Source organism: Ramlibacter sp., from assembly GCF_036676645.1.
Lineage (GTDB): Bacteria > Pseudomonadota > Gammaproteobacteria > Burkholderiales > Burkholderiaceae_C > Ramlibacter.
Genome location: NZ_JAKFCM010000113.1, coordinates 20323 through 43254 on the forward strand (window position 1 = coordinate 20323; position 22932 = coordinate 43254).

The 22932-nt window shown below is 71.7% G+C and carries 26 protein-coding genes; 15 read left to right on the plus strand and 11 right to left on the minus strand.

Annotated elements, in window-relative coordinates; genetic code table 11:
- Nucleotides 1–110: 110 nt before the first annotated feature.
- From V6M57_RS17760 to V6M57_RS17775, 4 genes are all read right to left on the minus strand, one after another.
- Nucleotides 111–527 (minus strand): c-type cytochrome, encoded by a 417-nt coding sequence (locus tag V6M57_RS17760; RefSeq protein ID WP_442968845.1) that lies wholly within the window; start codon nucleotides 525–527, stop codon nucleotides 111–113.
- A complete protein-coding gene (locus tag V6M57_RS17765) occupies nucleotides 524–1114 on the minus strand; it encodes a ferritin-like domain-containing protein (RefSeq protein ID WP_332816334.1) in 591 nt (196 codons plus the stop codon). The genes V6M57_RS17760 and V6M57_RS17765 overlap by 4 nt, the downstream gene beginning before the upstream one ends.
- 28 nt (nucleotides 1115–1142) lie before the next feature.
- The gene (locus tag V6M57_RS17770) at nucleotides 1143–1832 is read right to left on the minus strand and encodes an RNA polymerase sigma factor (protein WP_332816335.1); all 690 of its coding nucleotides are present in this window, start codon (nucleotides 1830–1832) and stop codon (nucleotides 1143–1145) included.
- 115 nt (nucleotides 1833–1947) lie between these two features.
- A complete protein-coding gene (locus V6M57_RS17775; RefSeq protein WP_332816336.1) occupies nucleotides 1948–2727 on the minus strand; it encodes a metallophosphoesterase in 780 nt (259 codons plus the stop codon).
- A 127-nt stretch (nucleotides 2728–2854) separates the two neighbouring features.
- On the opposite strand from V6M57_RS17775, the gene V6M57_RS17780 reads away from it, so the two are divergent.
- The gene (locus V6M57_RS17780) at nucleotides 2855–3265 is read left to right on the plus strand and encodes a MarR family winged helix-turn-helix transcriptional regulator (protein WP_332816337.1); all 411 of its coding nucleotides are present in this window, start codon (nucleotides 2855–2857) and stop codon (nucleotides 3263–3265) included.
- On the plus strand, nucleotides 3262–3699 hold the full coding sequence (locus tag V6M57_RS17785) for a PAS domain S-box protein (protein WP_332816338.1): 438 nt from the start codon (nucleotides 3262–3264) through the stop codon (nucleotides 3697–3699). Before V6M57_RS17780 ends, V6M57_RS17785 begins: the two co-directional genes overlap by 4 nt.
- A 61-nt stretch (nucleotides 3700–3760) precedes the next feature.
- Here V6M57_RS17785 and rnk read toward each other — a convergent pair whose 3' ends face one another.
- Both rnk and putA read right to left on the minus strand, forming a co-directional pair.
- Complete coding sequence (gene rnk, locus V6M57_RS17790) at nucleotides 3761–4180, minus strand: nucleoside diphosphate kinase regulator (RefSeq protein ID WP_332816339.1); 420 nt, start codon at nucleotides 4178–4180, stop codon at nucleotides 3761–3763.
- Between the two features lie 325 nt (nucleotides 4181–4505).
- Nucleotides 4506–8237, minus strand: a complete 3732-nt coding sequence (gene putA, locus V6M57_RS17795) for a trifunctional transcriptional regulator/proline dehydrogenase/L-glutamate gamma-semialdehyde dehydrogenase (protein WP_442968846.1) — start codon at nucleotides 8235–8237, stop codon at nucleotides 4506–4508.
- Nucleotides 8238–8331: 94 nt separating this feature from the next.
- Between putA and V6M57_RS17800 the strand changes: the two genes are divergently transcribed.
- The 7 genes from V6M57_RS17800 (at nucleotide 8332) to ilvD (ending at nucleotide 13163) form a co-directional block, all read left to right on the plus strand.
- Nucleotides 8332–8805 carry an Lrp/AsnC ligand binding domain-containing protein gene (locus tag V6M57_RS17800; RefSeq protein ID WP_332816340.1) on the plus strand — a complete coding sequence of 158 codons (474 nt, stop codon included), beginning with the start codon at nucleotides 8332–8334 and terminating at the stop codon, nucleotides 8803–8805.
- An 89-nt stretch (nucleotides 8806–8894) separates the two neighbouring features.
- Nucleotides 8895–9131, plus strand: a complete 237-nt coding sequence (locus V6M57_RS17805) for a hypothetical protein (protein WP_332816341.1) — start codon at nucleotides 8895–8897, stop codon at nucleotides 9129–9131.
- A gap of 181 nt (nucleotides 9132–9312) precedes the next feature.
- Nucleotides 9313–9609, plus strand: coding sequence for an RNA recognition motif domain-containing protein (locus tag V6M57_RS17810; RefSeq protein ID WP_332816342.1), 297 nt, complete (start codon nucleotides 9313–9315; stop codon nucleotides 9607–9609).
- A 150-nt stretch (nucleotides 9610–9759) separates the two neighbouring features.
- Nucleotides 9760–10026, plus strand: a complete 267-nt coding sequence (gene infA, locus V6M57_RS17815) for a translation initiation factor IF-1 (protein WP_332816343.1) — start codon at nucleotides 9760–9762, stop codon at nucleotides 10024–10026.
- A gap of 113 nt (nucleotides 10027–10139) precedes the next feature.
- Complete coding sequence (locus V6M57_RS17820; protein WP_332816344.1) at nucleotides 10140–10970, plus strand: TIGR02587 family membrane protein; 831 nt, start codon at nucleotides 10140–10142, stop codon at nucleotides 10968–10970.
- An 8-nt stretch (nucleotides 10971–10978) separates the two neighbouring features.
- Nucleotides 10979–11413 (plus strand): hypothetical protein, encoded by a 435-nt coding sequence (locus V6M57_RS17825; RefSeq protein WP_332816345.1) that lies wholly within the window; start codon nucleotides 10979–10981, stop codon nucleotides 11411–11413.
- A 37-nt stretch (nucleotides 11414–11450) separates the two neighbouring features.
- Nucleotides 11451–13163 (plus strand): dihydroxy-acid dehydratase, encoded by a 1713-nt coding sequence (gene ilvD / locus V6M57_RS17830; RefSeq protein ID WP_332816346.1) that lies wholly within the window; start codon nucleotides 11451–11453, stop codon nucleotides 13161–13163.
- On the opposite strand, the gene V6M57_RS17835 is transcribed toward ilvD, so the two are convergent.
- From V6M57_RS17835 to V6M57_RS17845, 3 genes are all read right to left on the minus strand, one after another.
- Nucleotides 13148–13900: an SDR family NAD(P)-dependent oxidoreductase gene (locus tag V6M57_RS17835; RefSeq protein ID WP_332816347.1), complete on the minus strand. Its 753-nt coding sequence runs from the start codon at nucleotides 13898–13900 to the stop codon at nucleotides 13148–13150. The two genes, ilvD and V6M57_RS17835, sit on opposite strands and share 16 nt — an antisense overlap.
- A 93-nt stretch (nucleotides 13901–13993) precedes the next feature.
- Nucleotides 13994–14677 (minus strand): Crp/Fnr family transcriptional regulator, encoded by a 684-nt coding sequence (locus tag V6M57_RS17840; protein WP_332816348.1) that lies wholly within the window; start codon nucleotides 14675–14677, stop codon nucleotides 13994–13996.
- The gene (locus V6M57_RS17845) at nucleotides 14674–15102 is read right to left on the minus strand and encodes a hemerythrin domain-containing protein (RefSeq protein ID WP_332816349.1); all 429 of its coding nucleotides are present in this window, start codon (nucleotides 15100–15102) and stop codon (nucleotides 14674–14676) included. The genes V6M57_RS17840 and V6M57_RS17845 overlap by 4 nt, the downstream gene beginning before the upstream one ends.
- Before the next feature lie 187 nt (nucleotides 15103–15289).
- On the opposite strand from V6M57_RS17845, the gene V6M57_RS17850 reads away from it, so the two are divergent.
- From V6M57_RS17850 to V6M57_RS17875, 6 genes are read left to right on the plus strand one after another with little or no spacing between them, the layout of a single operon-like run.
- On the plus strand, nucleotides 15290–16459 hold the full coding sequence (locus V6M57_RS17850; RefSeq protein WP_332816350.1) for an ABC transporter substrate-binding protein: 1170 nt from the start codon (nucleotides 15290–15292) through the stop codon (nucleotides 16457–16459).
- 27 nt (nucleotides 16460–16486) lie between these two features.
- Nucleotides 16487–17356 (plus strand): branched-chain amino acid ABC transporter permease, encoded by an 870-nt coding sequence (locus V6M57_RS17855; RefSeq protein ID WP_332816351.1) that lies wholly within the window; start codon nucleotides 16487–16489, stop codon nucleotides 17354–17356.
- 35 nt (nucleotides 17357–17391) lie between these two features.
- Nucleotides 17392–18366, plus strand: a complete 975-nt coding sequence (locus tag V6M57_RS17860; RefSeq protein WP_332816408.1) for a branched-chain amino acid ABC transporter permease — start codon at nucleotides 17392–17394, stop codon at nucleotides 18364–18366.
- Complete coding sequence (locus V6M57_RS17865) at nucleotides 18363–19124, plus strand: ABC transporter ATP-binding protein (RefSeq protein ID WP_332816352.1); 762 nt, start codon at nucleotides 18363–18365, stop codon at nucleotides 19122–19124. The genes V6M57_RS17860 and V6M57_RS17865 overlap by 4 nt, the downstream gene beginning before the upstream one ends.
- Complete coding sequence (locus V6M57_RS17870; protein WP_332816353.1) at nucleotides 19117–19842, plus strand: ABC transporter ATP-binding protein; 726 nt, start codon at nucleotides 19117–19119, stop codon at nucleotides 19840–19842. Before V6M57_RS17865 ends, V6M57_RS17870 begins: the two co-directional genes overlap by 8 nt.
- Nucleotides 19839–21278, plus strand: coding sequence for an AMP-binding protein (locus V6M57_RS17875; protein ID WP_332816354.1), 1440 nt, complete (start codon nucleotides 19839–19841; stop codon nucleotides 21276–21278). The genes V6M57_RS17870 and V6M57_RS17875 overlap by 4 nt, the downstream gene beginning before the upstream one ends.
- A 60-nt stretch (nucleotides 21279–21338) precedes the next feature.
- On the opposite strand, the gene V6M57_RS17880 is transcribed toward V6M57_RS17875, so the two are convergent.
- Both V6M57_RS17880 and V6M57_RS17885 read right to left on the minus strand, forming a co-directional pair.
- Entirely contained in the window at nucleotides 21339–22613 is a 1275-nt protein-coding gene (locus V6M57_RS17880; RefSeq protein WP_332816355.1) for an NAD(P)/FAD-dependent oxidoreductase, read from the minus strand.
- 8 nt (nucleotides 22614–22621) lie between these two features.
- On the minus strand, nucleotides 22622–22927 hold the full coding sequence (locus tag V6M57_RS17885) for a c-type cytochrome (RefSeq protein WP_332816356.1): 306 nt from the start codon (nucleotides 22925–22927) through the stop codon (nucleotides 22622–22624).
- Nucleotides 22928–22932: the final 5 nt, after the last annotated feature.

Genomic DNA, 22932 nt, shown 5'->3' on the forward strand with positions numbered 1-22932 from the left:
GGGGGTGGGCGGGAGATGGGTCCCGGCGTTCGCCGGGATGACAGGCGAAGTTGTCATTGCGGGCCTGAGCCGCCATCCATCTCCCGACCGTGGAACACGTGCAGCGCGGGCTATTTCGCCGGCTGGCACGCCTTCCCAGGTTGCGTCGCCTGCTTCAGGTAGGCGACCAGGTCGGCCCGCTCCTTCGCATCCGTGACCCCGAGGTAGGTCATGGTGGTGCCCTGCACGGTGTTCATCGGGTCGGCCAGGAACTTCGACAAGCTTGCCTCGTTCCACACGATTCCCGAGTTCTTCATGGCGGCGGAGTAGTTCGTGTACCCCGGCGCCGTCCCGGCCTTGCGCCCGAACAGGCCGCAGTGCGCCGGGCCGGTGCGGTTCTGTTCGATCGCATGGCAGCCGATGCAGCGGCCATAGACCTCTTCGCCGTGCTTGACGGCCGCCGCATCGGGCGCCGCCGCCGCAGCGGCGCCGCACAACGCGGCCAGCAGGACGGCGCCGCCGCCCTGCACCAGTCGCGACGCCCTCACGACATGAAGGCGCCGGGCACCACCGGCGTTTCGCCCAGCACCTGGCGGAACACCGCCCAGTGCATGGCCTCGTCGCCGAGGATACTGGCCGCAGCCTGCGACAGGCCCCGGTCGTTGAACAGCGGCACCGCATTCAGGTAGGCCGACACGGCGCCGCGCTCCAGCCCGGCCGCGAAGCGCAGCACGTCGGCCTCGGCTTTGAGCTTGTCGGTCGGGAAGTCGTAGCGGCCCTTGGCATCGACCGGCTTGCCGCCCAGCTTGCGGATGGCACCGGCCAGCGTCTCGGCGTGCGACTTGTGGTGACCCTGGAACTGCAGCGCGACGGTCTTGGTGGCCGGCGTCAGCAGGCCGCTTTCCGCGCCCACCTGGTAGGCGGCGACGGCCTCGAGCTCGGCGCCCAGCGCCGTGTTCAGGATGCGCGTGTCGGCCTCCAGCTGGGCAGCGGTGGGCTTGGCGTCCTTGGCCAGCACGTCGCGCCCGGCCAGGATGGCCACGGCGGTGGCCGACATGACGGCAGCGGCGCCGAAGAGCGACTCGCGGCGGCCGCGGTCGAAGAAGGAGGGGGAGTCGTTCTGGATGAGCTTCATGACGTTCCTTGCGTTGAGGGAAGAAGAATCAGTGGTCGCGGATCACGCCGAGCGAGCGCAGGCGTGCGAGCACCACGGCGACGGCCTCGTCGCAGCGGTGGCCCTGGAAGTCGTACAGGCGTTGCGCCTCGGCCTCGCCGGACGGGCTCAGCGAGTCGCGCAGCATGGCGCGGGCCCGCAGCAGGCGCGTCTTGACGACGTCGCCGGAGACGCGCAGCGCCTGCGCCGTCTCCTCCACGCTCAGGCCTTCGACGGTGCGCAGGATGAACACGCTGCGGTAGATCGGCGGCAGCAGGTCCACGGCCTGCTGCAGGTGCTCGCGCAGCTCGCGACGCGCGAACTCGTCCTCGGCCGAGCGGGTCGGTTCGTCGTGCTGGTGGGGCATGTCACCCTCCTCGTCAGGGTGCTCCTCGCTCCACAGCACCAGCCGGCCGGACCGGCGCTGCTGCGTGAGGGCGTAATTGATGACGATCCGGGTCAGCCAGGTAGCCAGCGACGAATCCCCCCGGAAGCCGTGGATGGACTGGAACGCGTGCAGGTAGCCTTCCTGCACCGCGTCCTGGGCCTCGGCGTCGTCGCGCGTGATGCCGCGCGCGGCGCGGAACAGCCGCCGGTTGTAGCGGCGCATCAGCTGCTCGAAAGCCCGGGCCTGGCCCTGCCGCAACGCCGCCAGCAGGACGTTGTCGTCGGTCTTTTCCTCGGTCGGAGCGATGTCCATCGCGACTTCCTTTCGTGGGATGCCGGTGCGGCACCTGGGGCGCGGAGTCTGGCCGCACGGGCCCTTACCCGCCATAGACGCGCGAGCGCGCAAAAGGTGACAGGAATACCAGGGGCTAGGGGCCAGGGCTGGGGACCTCGACCACCAGCCCGGGGTCGAACGTGGGGTTCTCGGGCACGCCCTCCGCATTGGCGTAGCCGCGCGGATTGCAGACCACGCGGGTACGGTCCAGCACGTAGTCCACGCTGTGGTGCATGTGGCCGTGGATCCACAGCGCGGCCCGGCCGCCCCGCATCAGGTGGTCGGCGCGGGAGGCGAAGCAGGCGCTCAGCGGCGAATCGGCGAAGCGCGGCTCCACGCTGCAGGCGCTGGGCGCGTGGTGCGTGATCACGACCGTGGGGCCGTCGAAGGGCTGGTCCAGCGCATGGTCGAGCCAGGCCGAGTGCCGCTCGAACAGCCGCGCCGACTCCAGCGGGGTGAACAGCTGCTGCCGGTCCTCGTCCAGGTGGATGCGCTGGAAGTCGCGCATGAACCGGATCGCCTGCGCGGCGGCGTCGTCGCGTGCCGCCCCGTCGCCGAACAGGCGGAAATCGGTCCATAGCGTGGAGCCGAGGAAGCGCACGCCACCCAGCTCGAGCGCGCAATCGTCCAGCACGTGCACGTTGCTGCCTTGCGCGTGCGCCTTCAGCTGCGCCATCGTCCCGGCCAGGGTGCCGCCGTAGAACTCGTGGTTGCCCGCCAGGTAGAGCACCGGTGCCGGAAGGCGCCGCGCCCACGCGATGGCGGCCTCCGGCCGGGCGATGTCGCCGGCCAGCACCACCACGTCGGCGCCGGTGTCGGGCACGTCCAGCCCCCCGCGCGAGATGTGCAGGTCGGACAGCACGTGCAGCTTCATGGCATTACCTGTGGGTCGGCATATGTATCACGGCATGATATAGTGACCGCCCGGTTTCCGCTGCAACCGCACTGGCGGGGGGAAGGGAAGCCGGGGGTATTTCGCCGTCGCGGCGAGCAGGACGAAGGTGGTCAAGCAGGATTTCGAGACGCTGGCCGAGTTCCGGTACCGGCTGCGCAAGTTCCTCCGCTTCAGCGAGGAGGCGACGCAGCGGCATGGCGTCACGCCGCTGCAGTACCAGTTGCTGCTGCAGATCAAGGGCTTTCCCGGCCGCAGCCATGCCTCGATCGCCGAGCTGGCCGAACGCCTGCAGTCCAAGCACCATGGCGTGGGGGCACTGGTCACCCGCTGCGAGGAACTGGGCCTGGTGCGGCGCAGGCCGAGCGAGCAGGACCTGCGGCAGGTCGAGGTCCACCTGACCGCCGCCGGCGAGCGCTGCATCGGGCAGCTGGTCCGCCTGCACGGAGACGAACTGAGGCAACTGGGCGCGCTGCTGCGCGACCTGGACGACATTCAACCGGACGCGGAGGCAGCATGAGCGCTTGGCCTGGACAAACCCTTGCGGCGAGCGGACTGCACCAGATGATCCTGGAGCAGATGCAGGATGCGGTGGTCGTGGCGGACACCGAAGGCACGATCCGGCTGTGGAACCGCGGCGCCGAGGTGCTGTTCGGCTTCTCGGCGGCCGAGGCGCTGGGGTCCGGGCTGGACCTGCTGGTGCCTCCCCGGTTCCGGGCCGCGCACAACGAGGGCTTCCGGCAGGCGATCGCCGCCGGGCACCTGCGCACCGAAGGGCGGGTGATGACCACCCGCTCCAACCACAAGAACGAGTGCCGCCTGTACGTCGATTTTTCCTTCAGCCTGCTCAAGGACCCGCGCGGCCAGGTGCTGGGCGTGGTGGCCGTGGCGCGCGACGCCACGGCGCGGCACCTCGAGGAAGTCGCGCACCGGCTGCAGGCGACCGCGGCCTGAGGACCTGGCCGCAGCGCCGCGGCGCACCCCTCCGCCGCGGGTCAGGCGTCGCGCCAGGCGATCAGGTGGTGTAGTCCCCCGAGGCTTCGGGCTGGAACAGCACGGATTCGATCACCGCACTGCGCTCCTCGCCGCCCGGCAGGCGCCAGCGTGCCGTCTGGCCGACCTGCAGCCCGAGCAGGCTGGTGCCGATCGGCGACAGCACCGAGATGAACCCGCTGGCCGGCTCGGCGTCCTCGGGGTAGCACAGCGTGATCTTGTAGGGTTCGCCGCCGGTGGTGTCGCGCAGCTGGACCTGGGTGTACATGGTGACCAGCGTGGCGGGCGCGGCCGGCGCTTCCACCACGTCGCTGTTCTCCAGCAGGTCGTGCATGGCCTGGCTGGCCGGCGACGCGATGCGCTGGGTCTGCGCCAGCAGCTTGGTCAGTCGCGCGTGATCGAGTTCGGTGAGCGTTCGCTCGGTCTGGACTTCGGGCGTCATGGTCGGTCCTCGTGAAGTGGGAAAGCGGCCGCCGGCAGGGCGACCCCGGTGGGGCGCTGGGGGTGCCCGGTGATTCGAAGGGTGCGCGGGGGAGAGAGAGGGTGAATCGCCGGGCTCAGGAGAGTGCCTGCAGTCGCGGCTCGATGGCCGCACCCGCTGCACGTGCTTCCTGTGCCCGTCCGCACGCGCGCGCGCACGCGGCCGGGAGGGCCGGCGCGGCAGCGGTCTGGAGGCGGACGAATGCGTTCACGAGGCCAAGTCTAATCCCTCCGGCAGCCCAGCCGGAATGCCCCTGCGTCACATGCCGGATTGGGAACTTCCGCGCTCAGCCGATGCTCATCAGCGATGCGTTGCCGCCGGCCGCTGCGGTGTTGACGCTGACCGAACGCTCGACCAGCAGCCGCTCCAGCGCCACGTCTGCAGCGCCGGGCCGCAGCCGCTCGACGGCGATCACCGCGCCGGGGCGAACGGCCAGCCGCTGCTGCACGTCCGCCAGCTCGTCGGGCCCGCCGTGCAGCAGCACCAGCTCGTACGCCGTCCCCGGTGCTTCCCAGTGCTGGGCCAGGGCGATGCGGGCCTGCACGGTCGCCGGCAGCCGGTGCAGCAGAGGCTGTGCGGTGGCGGGCCAGACCGCACGGCTGCCCACCGACAGCACGGCCGCCAGCTGGACCAGCCGGTCGTCCTCGTCGCCGGCCAGGCACAGCACGGCGCGGCGCGGCACCAGCGAATAGACATTGCGCTCCCCGGTCGGTCCGCGCAACACGACCGCGGCGCCGCTGCGCGACCGGTGCGCGAAGTCCGCGCAGGCCCGTGCGAGCGCCAGCTTGCCCTGCCGGCCGGCCCAGTCCTGCAGTGCGGACAAGGGCGGTGGCACCGCGGGGGCCGCGGGGGCCTGTCCGGCCTGCGCCAGCACGCGCGCCGCCACGTCGTCCGGGCGCCGTGCCAGCAGCCGGTACAGGTACAGCGGCCCGCCGGCCTTGGGGCCCGTGCCCGACAGGCCCTCGCCGCCGAACGGCTGCACGCCGACCACCGCGCCAACCATGTTGCGGTTGACGTAGACATTGCCCGCGCGGGCCGACGCCAGCACCCGCGCGATGGTCTCGTCGATGCGCGTATGCAGACCCAGGGTCAGGCCATAACCGGTGGCGTTGACCTGCGCGAGCAGGCCCTCGAGATCCTCGCGGCGGTAGCGCACGACGTGCAGCACCGGCCCGAACACTTCGCGGCCCAGTTCGCCGAGGCTCTCCAGCTCGATCACCGCGGGCGGCACGAAGGTCCCGCGGTCCAGCGACTGCGGATCGCGGCCGGCGAACTGGTGCACGCGGCGGCCGCGCCCGCGCAGCGTGTCGACGTGCTGCCGGATCGCGGCGCGCGCGTCCTCGTCGATGACCGGGCCGACATCCACCGCGAGCCGGTCCGGGTTGCCCACCCGCAGCTGCTCCAGGGCGCCGCGCAGCATGGCCAGCACCCGCTCGGCCGCTTCTTCCTGCACGCACAGCACGCGCAGGGCCGAGCAGCGCTGGCCGGCGCTGTCGAAGGCCGAGCCCAGGATGTCGGCAACCACCTGCTCCGGCAGCGCGGACGAGTCCACGATCATCGCGTTCTGCCCACCGGTCTCGGCCACCAGCGGGATCGGCTGGCCGTTCGCATCGCTGCGGCCCACCAGCGAACCCTGCAGGATGCGCGCGACCTCGGTGGACCCGGTGAACAGCACGCCCTGGATGCGGCGGTCGCCGACCAGGCGCGCGCCGACCGTCTCGCCGCGGCCGGGCAGCAGCTGCAGCGCGCTGCGCGGCACGCCGGCGGCCCACAGCGCGCGCACGGCTTCGGCGGCGACCAGCGGCGTCTGCTCGGCCGGCTTGGCCAGCACCGGGTTGCCGGCGGCCAGCGCGGCGGCCACCTGCCCGGTGAAGATCGCCAGCGGGAAGTTCCAGGGGCTGATGCAGGCCACGGGCCCCAGCGGCCGGTGCGTGGCGTTGTCGAAGCCGTCGCGCACCTGGACGGCGTAGTAGCGCAGGAAGTCGACCGCCTCGCGCACTTCGGCGATCGCGTTGGGCGCCGACTTGCCGGCCTCGCGGATCAGCAGGCCGACCAGCCGCGGCAGGTCGGCCTGCAGCCGGTCGGCACCGGCGAGCAGGACGCGCGCGCGCTCGGCCGGCGGCGTGGCGGCCCAAGCGGCCGCGCCGTGCATCGCGTGCTCGAGCGCGAGATCCACGTCCCCCGGCGTGGCCTCGCGGACCTGCCCGACAACGTCTTCACGGTCGGCCGGGTTGCGCACCGGCCTCAGTTCGCCATCGGACGGTGTGTCCACCGCCAGCAGCGGCGCGGACGACCCTGCGACGGCGGCCGATTCGCGCAGCCCGAGCGAGAGGCGCGCCAGCTCGTGCTCGTTGGCCAGGTCGACCCCCTCGGAGTTGCGGCGGCCGTCCCCGTAGATGTCGCGCGGCAGCGGGATCGCAGGGTGCGGCGATCCCACCGTGCCGTCCTCGCGCGCCCGCTGCTCCACCTGCGCCACCGGATCCTCCACCAGCTCGGCGACCGGAACCGCGGGGTCCGCGATGCGGTGCACGAAGGAGGTGTTGGCGCCGTTTTCCAGCAGGCGCCGCACCAGGTACGCCAGCAGCGTCTCGTGCGTGCCCACCGGGGCGTAGATGCGGCACGGACGCGCGAGCCCGCCCGCGTCGACCGACCCCACGACCTGCTCGTAGAGCGGCTCGCCCATGCCATGCAGGCACTGGAATTCGTACTGCCTCGGCGTCCAGCGCGCCGGGTCGGCCAGCTGGTAGACGGCGGCCAGCGTGTGCGCGTTGTGGGTCGCGAACTGCGGATACACGGCGTCGGGCGCGGCCAGCAGCTGGCGCGCGCAGGCCAGGTAGGCGACATCGGTGTGCGCCTTGCGCGTGTACACCGGGTAGCCGGCCTGCCCCTCGACCTGCGCGCGCTTGATCTCCGAGTCCCAGTACGCGCCCTTGACCAGCCGCACCATCAGGCGCCGGCCGCTGCGCCGCGCCAGGTCGACCAGGTGGTCGACCACGAACGGGCAGCGCTTCTGGTAGGCCTGCACCACGAAGCCCAGCCCGGCCCAGCCCTGCAGCTGCGGATCGAACGCCAGCCGCTCCAGCAGGTCCAGCGAGGGTTCGAGCCGGTCGGCTTCCTCGGCGTCGATGTTCAGGCCGATGTCGTAGCGCCTGGCCCGCGCGCACAGGCCGGCCAGCACCGGGTACAGCTCGGCCATCACCCGGTCCTGCTGCGCGCGGCCGTAGCGCGGGTGCAGGGCCGACAGCTTGATCGAGATGCCGTTGCCGTCGTACACGCCGCGCCCGCGCGAGCCCTGGCCGATGGCGTGGATGGCCTGCTCGTAGTGCTGCCGGTAGCGCTGCGCGTCATCGGCGGTGAGGGCCGCTTCGCCCAGCATGTCGAAGGAGTGGCGGAAACCCTGCTCCTCGCGCCGGCGCGCGTTGCGCAGCGCCTGGTCGATGGTCTCGCCGGTGACGAACTGCTCGCCCATCATGCGCATCGCCAGGTCCACGCCCTTGCGGATCAGCGGCTCGCCGCCCAGCCCCAGCAGCCGGCCGATGGCGGCCGACAGCCCGGCTTCGCTGTGCGTGGCCACCAGCCGGCCGGTGATCAGCAGTCCCCAGGTGGCGGCATTGACGAAGAGCGACGGGCTCCTGCCCAGGTGGCCCTGCCATCGGCCTTGGGCGATCTTGTCGCGGATCAGGGCGTCGCGCGTGGCGGTGTCCGGGATGCGCAGCAGGGCCTCCGCCAGGCACATGAGGGCGATGCCCTCCTGCGAGGACAGCGCATATTCCTGCAGCAGCTTCTGCACCAGCCCGGCGCGCCCCGGGCCGGCGTCCCGCTCGCGCAGGCCGCGGGCCAGGCGCGCGGCCAGCTCGCCTGCCGCGGCGGCCAGTGGCTGCGGCAGGCGGGCGAGCGGCAGCAGGCCGGCCACCGCGTCCGGCTCCGGCTGGCGCCAGGCGGCGGTGATGCGCTCGCGCAGGGCAGTGGGGAAGGGCGGAGGGTCGGCGAAACGGTGGAAAGGGGCGGGCACGATCATGGCTCGTCGCTGACGGGAATCACATCGTTTCCTTTTTTCGCTAGGATGTTCCTTCGTTTTTGGCCGGCCCGGCCGAGCGAATCACTAGCGGAACATGGCCATTGCCGACCAGCTCGACCGCATCGACCGGCGCATCCTGCAGGCGCTGCAGGACGACGGCCGCATCACCAACCAGAAGCTGGCCGAGGTCGTGTCGCTGTCGCCGACGGCGGTGCTGGCGCGCGTGCAGCGGCTGACCCGCGCCGGCTACATCCTCGGCTACGAAGCCCGCCTGAATCCGCAGCTGCTGGGTGGCGGCCTGCTGGTGTTCGTGGAAGTGCTGCTGGACCGCACCACGCCCAATGTGTTCGACGAGTTCAAGGCCGCGGTGCAGGTGCACCCCGAAGTGCTCGAATGCCACATGGTGGCCGGCGGCTTCGACTACCTGCTCAAGACGCGCGTGGCCGACATGGAAGCCTACCGCCGCTTCGCCGGCGCGGTGCTCTGGGCTCTGCCCGGCGTGCGCGAGACGCGCACCTATGCGGTGATGGAAGAGGTCAAGAGTTCGGCCAAGCTGCACCTGCCCTGACCGCCCGGCTCGCGACGGGTTGTAATGACCGGTATCGGGCGCGGCCATCCCGTGCGGGGCATACTCGAGCGTTTGCATGGAGGGCCGTCATGAAGTACTGGGCTGAAGAGCTGGCGATGGTGGAGGCGGCCGCGCTGCGGGCCGAATCGCTGGAGCAGGCGGCCGAGCGCAGGTTCGACGAGGTCCATGCCGCCGCCGCGGCGAAGGGTGCCGTCGAAGCGGCGCTGGAGACGTCCGAGTTCGCATCCTGGATGGCCGCACGGGCGGACACCGACGCCGCCTGGGGCCGCTGGTCGCAGGTGATGGACGCGAAACCGCCCGTGTGAGCACAGGGGATTGCAATCTGCTGCGGCGCGGATCCCTTGCATCGCGCATAATCCGTCCTGCGTCCCTCTCGTGGGACGTTTTTCTTTGCGGTGACCAGTCAGCTTCGCCTTTCGAACCGATCATGAGTTTGTGATTGCAACCGGGCTCCATCGCGCTTTCCCCCCTCAACATGGAGTCCTCATGGGCAACAAACTTTACGTGGGCAACCTGCCCTATTCCTTCCGCGACAGCGACCTCGAGCAGTCCTTCGGCCAGTTCGGCTCCGTCCAGAGCGCCAAGGTCATGATGGAGCGCGACAGCGGCCGCTCCAAGGGCTTCGGCTTCGTCGAGATGTCGAGCGATGCCGAGGCGCAGTCCGCCATCCAGGGCATGAACGGCCAGTCGTTCGGCGGCCGCGAGCTGGTGGTCAACGAAGCGCGCCCGATGGAAGCCCGCGCACCCCGCGCCGGCGGCTACGGCGGCAGCCGCGGCTACTGATCCCCGTTTCGTGCGCAACCCCCCGGGCGGGGGCTTGCGCAGCAGGGCGGGCCGACCCACCGGCCCGCGCTGCCCGGCTGCGCCCTTCGCGCGCGTGCAGCCACTCCCCCTTTCTCCAACTACGGCCGCAGTTGCGGCAAAGGATGTGCCATGGCCAAGGAAGACCTGATCGAAATGCGCGGACGCGTCGAAGAGATCCTGCCGGACTCGCGCTGCCGGGTGATCCTGAACAACGGCCACGAACTGGTGGCCTACACCGGCGGCAAGATGAAGAAGCACCGCATCCGCATCATCGCCGGCGACGACGTGACGCTGGAGATGTCGCCCTACGACCTCACCAAGGGGCGGATCATGTTCCGCCACCTGCCCGAGCGCAGCGGCGGCGGCGCGGTCCGGCGGCCCATCCGCCGCCGCTGAGGGCGGCTTCTTCCCCCTGCTCCGCGCAAGCGGGACCTGCGGCGGGGTGCGTGGATTCCCGCTCCCCGCGCCAATGACCTGGGCCGTACCATCCCGGCATCCGACACAGTCCGATGCCCGCGGCCGCCCGAAACCCCGACCTCCAGTTCGCCGAAGGGCTCGCGCGGGCCTTCGCCGGCGCCGTGATCTTCGGCCTGCCGCTGCTCATGACCATGGAGATGTGGTGGCTCGGGTTCCAGATGAGCGCCGGGCGGCTCGCGCTGCTCACCGCGCTGTTCTTCCCCTTCCTGGTCGCGCTGTCCTGGCATGCCGGCTTCGAGCCGACCTTCAGCTGGAAGGACGACCTGCTCGACGCGCTGGTGGCCTACGGGGTCGCGTTCATCGCCTCGGCCCTGCTGCTCGCGATGCTGGGTGCGCTCTCCGCGGGCGACGGGCTGCGGGCGGGGCTGGGCAAGGTCTGCCTGCAGGCGGTGCCGGCCAGCATCGGGGCGCTGCTGGCGCAAAGCCTGCTGGGCGAGAGTCCGGCCGAAGCCGCCGTTCGCGGCGGGCAGGAGGGCTACTTCAGCGAGCTGTTCATCATGGCGGTGGGCGCGCTGTTCCTCGCCTTCAACGTCGCGCCCACCGGCGAGGTGCAGATCATCTCGCTCCAGCTGGACGAGTGGCAGGCCCTGCTCCTCGTCGCCGCCACGCTGGCGGTCATGCATGCGTTCGTGTACGGCGCGAACTTCCGCGGGCGGCCGCGCAAGCATCCACGGGTGCCCTGGTGGAGCCTGTTCGGTCGCTTCACGGTGGTGGGCTACGCCATCGCGCTGCTGCTGTCGGCGTACCTGCTGTGGTCGTTCGGCCGGCTGGAGGGCCTCTGCGCCGCCGGCGCGCTCAAGCAGGCGGTGGTGCTGGGCCTGCCGGCCGCGGTCGGCGCGGCGGCGGCCCGGCTGATCCTGTGAGGCCGACCGTGCGTGAACGCCCGCCAGCGCCCGGCCACGGTCGCGCCCCGGGCGCGGCGAAGCCGGGCGACACCGAGCCGGTGTCGGAATGGATCGCCGCCGCCGTCGGGCTGCTCATCCTGCTGGCGAGCATGGGCGGCCTGGTGTGGACGGCGCTCTCGGACGGCCACGAGCGGGTCGATCCGGTGACCCGCGTCGCCTCGGTCGAGCGCCGGGGCGATCGCTTCCACGTGCAGCTGGAGGTGCACAACCAGGGCGGAGCCGCTGCGGCGGCGCTGCGCGTGGTGGCGCAGCTGCGCGACGGCGAACGGGTGGTCGAGGAGGCGCAAACCGAGTTCGATCACCTGGCCGGCCATTCGTCGCGCCAGGCCGGGCTGTTCTTCCGCAACGATCCTGCCCGGCTGGAACTGTCACTCTCGGTCGAGTCGTACCAGCGTCCCTAGCGGCGCCGAATCGCCCGGCTGCCTCGCGAGAACCGCCATGAACCTGCCCAAGCCCCGCTCCGGCGCCGTCGTCACCGGCCTCACGCGCGCGCCGCATCGCGCCTTCCTGCGCGCCACCGGGCTGGACGAACGGGCCATGGCCCGGCCCTTCGTGGGCATCGTCAGCACGCACGGCGAGAACACGCCCTGTTCGATGAGCCTGGCGCCGCAGGCCGACCGCGCGCGCCTCGGGGTGGCGGCCGGCGGCGGCGTCCCGGTGGCCTTCACCACGGTGTCGGTGTCGGACGGCACGTCGATGAACCACGCCGGCATGCGCATGAGCCTGGTCTCGCGCGAGTGGATCGCCGACAGCGTCGAACTGGTGGTGCGCGGCCATGCCTACGACGCACTGCTGGCCTTCGGCGGCTGCGACAAGACGCTGCCGGCCCTGATGATGGCGCTGGTGCGCCTGAACGTGCCCGGCGCCTTCATCTACGGCGGCGCGGCATTGCCGGGGCGCCTGGGCGGCCGCGACCTCACCATCCTGGATGCGATCGAGGGCGTGGGCCGGGTGCAGACCGGCGCCATGGACGAAGCGCAGCTCGGCCGGGTCGAGCGCAGCTGCCTGCCGACGGTGGGCTCCTGCGCCGGCCAGTTCACCGCCAACACCATGGCCATGGTGGGCGAGGCGCTCGGCCTGTCGCCGCTCGGCTCGGCCATGCTGCCGGCGGTGTACAGCGAGCGGCTCGCGCTGGCGCAGCGCACCGGCGAGCGCGTGGTCCGCATGCTGGCCGAGGGCGGGCCGCTGCCGCGCCAGCTGGTCACGCGCCGCAGCCTGGAAAACGCCTGCGCCGCGGTGGCGGCCACCGGTGGGTCGACCAACGCGGCCCTGCACCTGCCCGCGATCGCCCACGAGGCGGGGCTGCAGTTCACGCTGGACGACGTGGGCGAGGTGTTCCGGCGCACGCCGCTGATCGCCGCCATGAGCCCGGGCGGCCCGTACCTGGCCAGGGACCTGCACGAGGCCGGTGGCGTGCCGGCGGTCCTGAAGTCGCTGCTCGATGGCGGCTTCGTGCATGGCGACGTGCCGACGCTCGACGGCCGCCCGCTGCGCGAGGCGCTGGCGGAGGTGCGCATCGACGGCGACGTCGTGCACGGCTGCGACCAGGCCCTGCATCCGAGCGGCGGGGTCGTGGTCCTCAAGGGCAACCTGGCGCCGGATGGCGCGCTGCTGAAGATCGCCGGGCTGCGGTCGCTGCGGTTCGAAGGGCCGGCGCGGGTGTTCGAGAGCGAGGAAGAAGCGATGCGCGCGGTCAGTGCGCGCGCCTACCGCGCCGGCGAGGTGCTGGTGATCCGCAACGAAGGCCCGCGCGGCGGCCCCGGCATGCGCGAGATGCTGTCGGTGACGGCGGCGGTGTACGGGCAGGGCATGGGCGAGCAGGTGGCGCTGCTGACCGACGGCCGCTTTTCCGGCGCGACGCGGGGCCTGTGCATCGGCTACGCGGGTCCGGAGGCGGCGCTGGGCGGGCCGATGGCGCTGCTGCGCGACGGCGACCCCATCCGGATCGATGCCGAAGCGGGAACGCTGCAGGTGGACCTGCCGGAAGCGGAATTGCAGGCCCGCCGTGCGGCGTGGAAGCCGCGCGAGGCGGGCCGGCTGGCCGGCGTGCTGCAGAAGTACGCGCGGCTGGTCGGGCCGGCGCACCTGGGCGCCGTGACGCATGCCGGCGCCTGCGAGTGGCCGCTGGAGCCTGGTCAACGGGCGGTGTAGGCGCCGTCGACGACGTGTTGCGACCCGGTGATGAAGCTCGCCTGGTCGGACAGCAGGAACAGCACCAGCCCGGTGACCTCCTCCGGCCGTCCCAGGCGCCCGATCGGGTGCAGGGCCACCAGCCCGTCGTAGGCTTCCCGGGGCAGCGCCTCCAGCAGGGGCGTGTCGATGTAGCCGGGGTGGATGGAGTTGATGCGGATGCCCTTGTCGGCGTAGCCGAGCGCGGCCGCCCGGGTCATGCCGGTCACGCCGTGCTTGGCCGCGACGTAGGGCACCGCGCTGGCATCCCCCACCACGCCCAGGATGGACGACATGTTGACGATGGCGCCGCCGCCGGCCTTCAGCATCGCCGGGATCTCGTAGTACATGCCGTAGAAGACCGAGTGCAGGTTCACGTCGATCAGCTCCCGGTAGGCCTGGATGTCGATGTCCGCGAGCAGCCCCAGCGGGCCGCTGATGCCGGCGTTGTTGAAGGCCAGGTGCAGCGCGCCGAAGCGCTGCACCGCCGCGTCGACGCTGGCCTTGACGTCCTCGGGCTTGCCGACATTGCCCGCTACGGCGATCGCGCTGCCGCCGTCGCGGGCGATCTCGTCCACGACCTTCTGCGCCACCCCGGGCTTCAGGTCGTTGACCACCACCTGCGCGCCCTGCGCGGCCAGCGCCAGCGCCGCGGCCCGGCCGATGCCGGAGCCGGCGCCCGTGACCAGCGCGACCTTTCCGTGGAAATCCTGACTCATCCTGCATCCCCGCCCAAGTGAAGCCAGCGGCCACTCTAGGGGCGAATGCCGGTCGCGGGTGCAACCGCTCGTTGCTGCCGAGGAGCTTGCGGCCTACTCTTCGCGTCCGAACTGACGCAGCAGCGCGCGCCGGTCCAGCAGGTGCAGGTGCCGGCCCTCGATCTTCAGCACGCCCCGCCGTTGCAGCGAAGTGAGGGTGCGGCAGACGGTCTCCAGCGACAGGCCCAGGTAGCTGGCGATGTCGGTGCGCGTCATGCGCAGCGGCAGGTCGCCGGGGCAGCCGCCGCGGTCCTGCAGGCGGCGCGCCATGTTCAGCAGGAAGGAGGCCAGCTTCTGCTCGGCCGTCATGCTGGCCAGCAGCACCTTGAGCTTGTAGTCGCGCAGCAGTTCGCGGCTGAGGATGCGCGCCATGGCGTGGTGCAACGCCGGCCCGCTGCCGGCGCTGTTCGCGGTGCCGTAGTCCAGCACCAGCACCTCGGAGTCCTCCAGCGCGATCGCGGTGCTGGCGTAGCGCGAGTGGCCGAAGCCATCGAGCCCCAGCACCTCGCCCGCCATCACGAACGCCAGCACCTGCTCGCGTCCGTCGGGCGCCACCGCGACCGACTTGAACGAGCCGCGGCGCACCGCCATGAAGGAGCGGAACGCGTCGTTCTGGCGGAACAGGATGCCGCCGCGCCGCACCGTCAGGCGCGTGCGGGCGGCGGCTTCGCAGCCGCCGTAGTCCTCGAGCGCGCAGGGCGCGCAGTCGGGCCCGGAGTCGATGGCGAGGTCCGTCATGGTGCGCTCGCGGCCGGCGCGCCGGCCAGTGCCGGTGAAAGGGCGGGGAGGTCCAGCAGGCGCTCGGCCAGCGGGAACAGGTGGCGTTCTTCCCATTGCACGTGCTCGCGCATGGCGTCGCCCCAGGCCGGCAGCGCGGCCGTTCCCAGGGACTCCAGCTCGTCGACCAGGCGCCGGATCGACCGGTGCTGGCGTGCGCCCTCGTCGGCTTCGGCGGGTGCGCCGGCCTGCCTCAGGGCGGGCAGCAGCGCCTGCTCTTCCAGCCGGAAGTGCGCCTCGATGTGCTCGGACCAGCGGCGCAGCACCTGTTCGCGAACGCCGGCCGGGTCGGCGCCCGGACGGTCGGGTTCGCAGGCGCGGCGCGCCAGCACCAGCGCTTCGTGGTGCTCGCGCGAAAGGGGAATGAGGGCGGGGGATCGCTTCATCGTGCCGGTCGGCCGTTCTTAAGATGCATTTTCCGTGCATATTAAAGAAGGCGTCAAGAATGGCCGCGCGGCTGGGGTGGGCATGGGCCGACCGGACCGAATCTTGAACTGGTCCAAGGTTTTCCTCGTGGCGGCCCCCTACCGTGCGAGCGACCACAAGCTGACTTCCCAGCAACAGGAGACTCACATGAGGAAGACCATCCTGGGCGCCGCGCTGGCGCTCGCGGCAGCGTTCGCAAGCCCCGCCGCCGGCGCCGCCGGCCACACCATCAAGGTCGGCATCCTGGCCGAGATGTCGGGCACCTTCGCCGACTTCGGCCAGCAGATCACCAACGGCGCCAAGGCCTACATGAAGCAGCATGGCGACACGGTGGCGGGCAGGAAGATCGAGCTGGTGATCAGGGACACCACCGGCCCCGCGCCCGACGTCGCCAAGCGGCTCGCACAGGAACTGGTGGTCAAGGACGAGGTCGACTTCATCGCCGGCTTCGGGCTCACGCCCAATGCGCTGGCGGTCGCCTCCATCGCGACCGAGGCGAAGAAGCCCACCATCGTCATGAACGCAGCGACCTCGGTGATCACCGCCAGGTCGCCCTACATCGTGCGCACCTCGTTCACGCTGGCGCAGGTGACCGAGCCGATGGCGCAGTGGGCGCACAGGAACGGCGTGCGCAAGGTGTACACGGTGGTGGCCGACTACGGCCCCGGCCACGACGCGGAAGCCACCTTCAAGAAGACCTTCGCGAAGTTGGGCGGCGAGGTGGTGGGCGAGGCCCGCGTGCCGTTGAAGAACCCCGAGTTCAGCCCCTTCGTGCAGAAGGTCAAGGACGCCAGGCCGGAGGCGGTGTTCGTGTTCGTGCCGGCCGGCGAGCTGGCGGTCGGCTTCATGAAGGCGTACCGCGAGCGCGAACTGGCCAAGGCCGGCATCAGGCTGCTGTCCACCGGCGACGTCACCGAGGACGGCGTGATCGACGCGCTCGGCGACAACGCGCTCGGCGTGATCTCCACCCACCAGTACTCGATGGCGCACGACTCGCCGGAGAACAAGGCGTTCCTGGCCGCGTACGCGCAGGTCGCGCCGCAGCAGCGCCCCAACTTCATGGCCGTGGGCGGCTACGACGGCATGGCCGCGGTGTACGAGGTGGTGCGCCGGCTCGACGGCAACGTCGACGGTGACAAGGCCATGGGCGTGCTCAAGGGCCTGAAGATCGCCAGCCCGCGCGGGCCGATCCAGATCGACGCCGACACACGCGACATCGTGCAGAACGTCTACGTGCGCGAGGTCCGGAAGGTCGGCGGCAAGCTCTACAACGTGGAGTTCGACCACTTCCCGGCGGTCAGGGACCCGGGCAAGTAAGCCGGCGTCCGGGAAGGCGCAAGGGCGATGGCGGGCCTGCCGGGCATCCTCTTCGACGGCATCGCCTACGGGATGCTGCTGTTCCTGGTCTCGGTGGGCCTGTCGGTGACGCTGGGCATGATGAACTTCATCAACCTGGCGCACGGCGTGTTCGCCATGGCGGGCGGCTACCTGCTGGTCACGCTGATGGGCAGCGCCGGCATCGGCTTCCTGGCGGCGCTGCCGCTGGTGTTCGTGTGCACGGCCGCGGCCAGCCTGCTGCTGGAGCGCACGCTGTACCGGCCGCTGTACCGGGCCACGCACCTCAAGCAGGTGCTGCTGACGGTGGGCATCATCTTCGTCGCCGTCGCGGCCGCCACCTGGGGCTGGGGGCCGCAGCAGCAGCCGGTCGCGCTCCCGCCGTACCTGGGCGGGCAGGTGTCCGTGCTGGGGCTGGAGCTCTCGCGCTACCGCCTGTTCCTGGTCGCGGTCGGCATCGCCGTCACGCTGGTGCTGGTGTTCGGGCTGGAGCGCACGCGCTTCGGCGCGCGCATCCGCGCCTCGGTCGACCGGCAGGCCACCGCCGAGGCCATGGGCATCCACGTGGGCCGGGTGTTCCAGCTCACGCTGGCGGTGGGCAGCGGGCTCGCGGGGCTCGGCGGTGCGCTGGGCGTCAACGTGCTGGGGCTGGATCCGTACTTCCCGCTCAAGACGCTGGTGTACTTCCTGCTGGTGGTCGTGGTCGGCGGCGCCGGATCGGTGCGGGGCACGCTGCTGGCGGCGCTGCTGCTGGGGGTGGCGGACACCGCCGGCAAGTACTACGTGCCGGAAGTCGGCGCCTTCATCATCTACGCGGCGATGGTGCTGCTGCTGCTGGCGTTCCCGCGCGGGCTGGTGGTGCGAAGGGGCTTCGCGTGAGGATGCCGCCGCGGCTGTCCGGGCAGGTCCTGGCGATGCCCCCGCACCTGCTGCAGCTGCGCCGGCGCGAGCGCTGGGGACGCGCCGAAATCGCGTTCTGGCTCGCGCTGGTGGCGGTGTATTTCGTCTTTCCCAGGAACCTGCTGTTCGCCTCGCAGATCCTGATCACCGGGCTGTTCGCGCTGTCGCTCGACCTGGTACTCGGCTACGCGGGCATCGTCACGCTGGGGCATGCCGCCTTCTTCGGCCTGGGTGCCTACACCGCGGGCCTGCTGTCGGTGCACGGACTGCGCGATCCCGTCGCGGGCCTGGCGGCCGCCGCAGCGGTGGGCGCCTTCGCCGGCTGGACCACCAGCTTCCTCGTGCTGCGCGGCAACGACCTGGCGCGGCTGATGCTCACGCTGGGCATCGGCCTGCTGCTGTACGAAGCGGCCAACCGCGCCACGCCCATCACCGGCGGGGTGGACGGCCTGCAGGGCGTGGAGATCGGCCCGGTGCTGGGCCTGTTCCGCTTCGACCTGCTGGGGCGCACCGCCTACGTCTACGTGCTGGTCGTCGTGTTCCTGCTGTTCGTGCTGGTGCGGGCGCTGATGGTGTCCCCCTACGGGCTGTCGCTGGCGTGCATCCGCGAGAACCGGCGTCGCGCGCAGGCGATCGGCGTGCCGATCCGCGCGCGCCTGACCCACATCTACGCCTTCTCGGCGCTGCTGGCCGCCGTGGCAGGCGCGCTGCTCACCCAGACCACCCAGTTCGTCGGCATCGACACGCTCGGCTTCCAGCGCTCGGCCGACCTGCTGATCATGCTGATCGTCGGTGGCACGGCCACGCTGTACGGCGGCTTCGTCGGCGCGGCCCTGTTCCTGCTGGCGCAGGACCGGCTGGCGGACCTGAACCCGGTCTACTGGCTGTTCTGGCTCGGCATCCTGCTGATCCTGTGCACGCTGTACCTCGAGGATGGGGTGGTCGGCGCGCTCAGGCGGCTGGCGGCGCGCTGGCGGAGCCGGCCGTGAGCGCGGTACTGGAAACGCGCGGGCTGTCCAAGGCCTTCGGCGGCCTGAAGGTCACGCAGGACATCCACCTGAAGCTCGAAGCCGGCGCGCGCCACGCGCTGATCGGACCGAATGGCGCCGGCAAGACCACGCTGGTGAACCAGCTCACCGGCGTGCTCAAGCCTTCCGCCGGCTCCATCTGGCTGCAGGGCGAAGACATCACGCGGCTGCGCCCCGACCAGCGCGTGCGCCGCGGGCTGGCGCGCACCTTCCAGATCAACACGCTGTTCCCGCGGCTCACGCCGCTGGAGGCGGTGACCAACACCATCTGCGAGCGCGACCGCGACAAGCTGGGCGTGCTGCAGCGGCGCGTGTTCGGCCTGACGCGCCGGCGCGCCGAGATCGACGAGGCCTTCGCGCTGCTCGAGCGCATGAACCTGGCCGCCGAGTGCCTTCGGCCCACCCGCGAGCTGGCCTATGGCAAGCAGCGGCTGCTGGAGATGGCGCTGGCGCTGGCCGTGCGCCCGAAGGTGCTGCTGCTGGACGAACCGGCCGCCGGCGTGCCGGAAGGCGACGGCGAGGAACTGCTGGGCGTGCTCGCGGAACTGCCGCGCGACATCGCCGTGCTGCTGATCGAACACGACATGTCGCTGGTGTTCCGCTTCGCCGAGCGCATCACGGTGCTGGTGGGAGGTGCCGAACTGGTGACCGGCACGCCGGCCGAGATCGGCGCCGACGAGCGGGTGCGCGAGGTCTACCTGGGGCATGGCCATGGCTGAACTGCTGGTGCTCGATCGCTTGTCGGCCGGCTACGGCGACGGCATCGTGCTGGACGGCTGCAGCCTGTCGATCGCGGCCGGCGAAACCCTGGCCCTGCTGGGTCGCAACGGCGCCGGCAAGAGCACGCTGCTGGCCACGCTGATGGGGCAGACCCGGGTGCGGGGCGGCGCCATGCGCTGGTGCGGCGAAGACCTGGCGCGGGTGCCGCGCCATCGCCGCGCAGCGCTCGGCCTCGGGTGGGTGCCCCAGGAGCGCGAGATCTTCGCGTCGCTCACGGTGGAAGAGAACCTCACGGTCACGGCGCGGCCGGGGCGGTGGGACCTGGCGCGCGTCTACGCGCTGTTCCCCCGGCTGCAGGAGCGCCACCGGCACTGGGGCAACGAACTGTCGGGTGGCGAGCAGCAGATGCTGGCGATCGCCCGCGCCCTGATGCTCAACCCGCGCCTGCTGTTGCTGGACGAGCCGCTGGAGGGCCTGGCGCCGGTGATCGTGGAGGAGGTCTGTGCCGGCATCGAACGCATGGTGGCGGCCGAAGGCCAGTCGCTGGTGCTGGTGGAGCAGCACGTGCGGCAGGCGCTGGCGCTGACGCAGCGCTGCGTGGTGCTCGAGCGCGGCCGCATCGTGCACGAGGCCGACAGCCGCCGGCAGGCGCAGGACCTCGCCCGGCTGGATCGCTGGCTGGGCGTGCGGCAACAACCCGAAGGAGAACCGGCATGAATGCGGCCGAACGACTGCTGGCCACCGGCGCCGATGGCGCGACCGCCCTGGAGTGCGGCGACGAGCGCATGAGCTATGCGCAGTTGCGCGAGCAGGTGCGGCGCGCGGCCGGGTCGTGGCGGGCCCGCGGCGTGGAGGCCGGCGACCGCGTGTTCGTCATCGCGCCCGACAGCATCGACTGGGTCGTGGCCTACCTCGGCGTGATCTGGGCCGGCGGCGTGGCGGTGGGCGTGAACCCCGGGCTGCCGCCGGCGGAACTGGCGCCCATCCTGGCCGACAGCGCGCCGCGATTCGTCTGGTGCGAGGAGCCGGTCGAGTGGGCGCACGTCGTCCGCAACGATGCGCAGTGGCACGCCGAGCTCGCCGGCGCCCGACCCGTCGCGGTGGTGCCGCGCGACGACGAGGACCCCGCGCTGTGGATTGGCACCTCCGGCACCACCGGCACGCCCAAGGGCGCCATCCATGTGCAGCGCACGGTGACCCACGCCCACTCGTTCGGCCGCGGCGTGCTCGGCCTGACCGCGCGCGACCGCCTGTATGCCAGCTCCAAGCTGTTCTTCGCCTACGCGCTGGGCAACAGCCTGTTCGCGGGCTTGCGCTGTGGCGCGACCGTGATCCTCGACCGCGACTGGCCGACCCCGGAGCGGGTCGAGGCGATGGTGGCGCGCCATCGCCCGACGCTGGTCTTCAGCGTGCCCACGCTGTACCTGAAGATGCTGCGCACCGGCGTGGCCGACCGGCTGGCCGGCCGCGGCATCCGCCACTTCGTCTCGGCCGGCGAGGCCTTGCCGCCGACCACGCGCCGGGCCTGGCGCGACGCGACCGGCCTGGCCCCGACCAGCGGCTACGGCACGACCGAGACGCTGTGCCTGATGCTGTACGGCGACGACGATTCGGGCCTGCTCACGCCCACGCCGCTGACGCAACTGGAATTGCGCGGCGCCGACGACGAGGTGCCCCAGCGCGTGTGGCTGCGCCACCCCACGGTGGGCATCGGCTACTGGAACCGTCCCGAAGCGCAGGCCGACGGCTTCCGCGAGGGCGGCTGGTTCTCGCCGGGCGACCTGTTCCTGCGCCGCAGCGACGGCCGGCTGGAGTACGCCGGCCGCAACGACGACATGCTGAAGATCGCCGGCCAGTGGGTCAGCACCCTCTGGGTGGAGCAAAGCCTGGCCGGCGCGTGCGGCGACACCTTGCAGCAGGTCGCTGCCGTCGGCGTGACGACCGCCGAAGGCCTGTCGGCGCTGTCCGTGCTTGCCGTAGCCGCGCCCGGTTGCCAGGCCGAAGCCGTCCGGCGCATTGCCGCCGCGATCGAGGCCATGCCCCGCCATCGCCGCCCGCGCTGGGTGCACTGGCTGGACGCGCTACCGCTCACCGCGACCGGCAAGCTGCAGCGCAGCCGGCTGGGCGCGCTGCATGCGCAGGCGGCGGGGTGAGCGGCTGCTCCATCGCGATGGCGGTGCTCCCGCCATTGGGTGAAACGCGCGAACCGAGGCTCAGCCGACCGTGTCCGCCCAGATGTTCTGCGCCCAGTTCCAGGCGTAGACGCCCTCCAGCGTGTTCGGCGCCGGGCTCAGGCCGCCGGAGCCCGGCACCGGCAGGAAGGTCTTCTGCGCCGTCGAAAAGGCATGCACGCTGGCCACGTGGATCACCTGCCGGTCGTTCACGTAGCTGTAGCAGGTGTTGGTGAGCATCGGAGCCGGGTTCGGCTCCTGGCCGGACAGCCGCGCGACGATCGCGGCGGCCGCCACCTTGGCATGGCTGTTGGCCATGTGGCCGCTCTTGGGCATGCCCGGTGCGATCTGGATGGAGTCGCCCAGCACATGCACGTCGGGCGCGACGCTGGATTCGAAGGTCAGCCAGTCCACCCCGCACCAGCGGTTGTTGGCCAGGTTGTTCAGGCCCGCCTGGACCGCGATGGCGCCGGCCCGCATCGGCGGCAGCACGTTGAGCACCTGCGCGCGCACGTCGTCCTGCACCTCGAACTTGATCAGCCCCTGGCGCGGATCCACCGCCACCACCTTGTGCTGCGGCCGGAACTCGACCATGCCCGGGTACTGCTCGGCCCAGACCTTCTTGAACAGGGCGCCCTTGGAGGTCACGTCCGGGTTCGCATCCAGGATCAGCACCTTGCTGCGCGGCTTGGCCTGCTTGAAGTACCAGGCCACCTGGCAGGCACGCTCGTAGGGCCCGGGCGGGCAGCGGTAGGGCTGCGCCGGCACCGTGATCGCATAGACGCCGCCGTCGGGCATGGCCTCGAGCTGGCGCCGCAGCGCGGCCGTCTCCGGGCCCGCCTTCCACGCGTGCAGCAGCTGGCCGCTGGCATTGGCGGCCTGCAGGCCTTCGATGGCGCCGAGCTGCAGGTCGACGCCCGGGGACACCACCAGCTTGTCGTAGCCGATCACCGGCCCGCCCGCCAGCGTGACGGTCTTGCGCCGCGTGTCGATCGCGCTGGCGTGGTCGCGCACCACTCGCACGCCGTGGCGGCTGGACAGGGCGGAGTAGGGCGTGGTGATGTCGGCCATGCGCCGGCTGCCGCCGATCACCAGGTTGGACAGCGGGCAGGAGATGAAGCTGGCGTTCGGTTCGACCAGCACCACGTCGATGCGGTAGTCGGACAGCAGGCGCACGTACTTGGCGGCGGTGGCGCCGCCGTAGCCGCCGCCGACCACCACGACGCGGGCGCGCGAAGGAACGGTAGGGGTTGCACAGGCGGCCAGCCCGAGCAGGGACGTGGCGGCGGCGGACTGGAGCAGGAGTCGTCGTTGCATGGCGGGCCTCACTGCTTCGCGGCGGCAAAGTAGGTGGCGATCTGCTCGAGCTGCTGCTCGGAGAAGCCCTTGGCGATCTGGTGCATGACGGTGGCGGGCCGGCTGCCGTCGCGGAAGGCCTGCAGCTGCCGCAGCATGTATTCGCGCGGCATGCCGGCGATGGCCGGCACTTCCGATCCCGGCACCGTGCGCCCTTCGGTGCCGTGGCAGTTGGCGCAGGTCGCGGCCAGGCTGCGGGTGTACAGCAGGTCCTGCGCCTGGGCCGGCAGGGCGCCGGCGGCTGCCAGCGGCAGCACGAACCAGCTCAGTTTCATGGTCG

What these genes read in the sequence shown, in the direction of transcription:
- ilvD (WP_332816346.1), top strand. Translation starts at nt 11,451, where the DNA reads ATGAACCTGCCCAAGCCCCGCTCCGGCGCCGTCGTCACCGGCCTCACG.
- V6M57_RS17835 (WP_332816347.1), bottom strand. Translation starts at nt 13,900, where the DNA reads ATGAGTCAGGATTTCCACGGAAAGGTCGCGCTGGTCACGGGCGCCGGC.
- V6M57_RS17875 (WP_332816354.1), top strand. Translation starts at nt 19,839, where the DNA reads ATGAATGCGGCCGAACGACTGCTGGCCACCGGCGCCGATGGCGCGACC.
- V6M57_RS17855 (WP_332816351.1), top strand. Translation starts at nt 16,487, where the DNA reads ATGGCGGGCCTGCCGGGCATCCTCTTCGACGGCATCGCCTACGGGATG.
- infA (WP_332816343.1), top strand. Translation starts at nt 9,760, where the DNA reads ATGGCCAAGGAAGACCTGATCGAAATGCGCGGACGCGTCGAAGAGATC.
- V6M57_RS17885 (WP_332816356.1), bottom strand. Translation starts at nt 22,927, where the DNA reads ATGAAACTGAGCTGGTTCGTGCTGCCGCTGGCAGCCGCCGGCGCCCTG.
- V6M57_RS17880 (WP_332816355.1), bottom strand. Translation starts at nt 22,613, where the DNA reads ATGCAACGACGACTCCTGCTCCAGTCCGCCGCCGCCACGTCCCTGCTC.
- V6M57_RS17850 (WP_332816350.1), top strand. Translation starts at nt 15,290, where the DNA reads ATGAGGAAGACCATCCTGGGCGCCGCGCTGGCGCTCGCGGCAGCGTTC.
- V6M57_RS17765 (WP_332816334.1), bottom strand. Translation starts at nt 1,114, where the DNA reads ATGAAGCTCATCCAGAACGACTCCCCCTCCTTCTTCGACCGCGGCCGC.
- V6M57_RS17845 (WP_332816349.1), bottom strand. Translation starts at nt 15,102, where the DNA reads ATGAAGCGATCCCCCGCCCTCATTCCCCTTTCGCGCGAGCACCACGAA.
- V6M57_RS17770 (WP_332816335.1), bottom strand. Translation starts at nt 1,832, where the DNA reads ATGGACATCGCTCCGACCGAGGAAAAGACCGACGACAACGTCCTGCTG.
- V6M57_RS17810 (WP_332816342.1), top strand. Translation starts at nt 9,313, where the DNA reads ATGGGCAACAAACTTTACGTGGGCAACCTGCCCTATTCCTTCCGCGAC.
- V6M57_RS17870 (WP_332816353.1), top strand. Translation starts at nt 19,117, where the DNA reads ATGGCTGAACTGCTGGTGCTCGATCGCTTGTCGGCCGGCTACGGCGAC.
- V6M57_RS17800 (WP_332816340.1), top strand. Translation starts at nt 8,332, where the DNA reads ATGGCCATTGCCGACCAGCTCGACCGCATCGACCGGCGCATCCTGCAG.
- rnk (WP_332816339.1), bottom strand. Translation starts at nt 4,180, where the DNA reads ATGACGCCCGAAGTCCAGACCGAGCGAACGCTCACCGAACTCGATCAC.
- V6M57_RS17805 (WP_332816341.1), top strand. Translation starts at nt 8,895, where the DNA reads ATGAAGTACTGGGCTGAAGAGCTGGCGATGGTGGAGGCGGCCGCGCTG.
- V6M57_RS17860 (WP_332816408.1), top strand. Translation starts at nt 17,392, where the DNA reads ATGCCCCCGCACCTGCTGCAGCTGCGCCGGCGCGAGCGCTGGGGACGC.
- V6M57_RS17785 (WP_332816338.1), top strand. Translation starts at nt 3,262, where the DNA reads ATGAGCGCTTGGCCTGGACAAACCCTTGCGGCGAGCGGACTGCACCAG.
- V6M57_RS17775 (WP_332816336.1), bottom strand. Translation starts at nt 2,727, where the DNA reads ATGAAGCTGCACGTGCTGTCCGACCTGCACATCTCGCGCGGGGGGCTG.
- V6M57_RS17820 (WP_332816344.1), top strand. Translation starts at nt 10,140, where the DNA reads ATGCCCGCGGCCGCCCGAAACCCCGACCTCCAGTTCGCCGAAGGGCTC.
- V6M57_RS17840 (WP_332816348.1), bottom strand. Translation starts at nt 14,677, where the DNA reads ATGACGGACCTCGCCATCGACTCCGGGCCCGACTGCGCGCCCTGCGCG.
- putA (WP_442968846.1), bottom strand. Translation starts at nt 8,237, where the DNA reads ATGATCGTGCCCGCCCCTTTCCACCGTTTCGCCGACCCTCCGCCCTTC.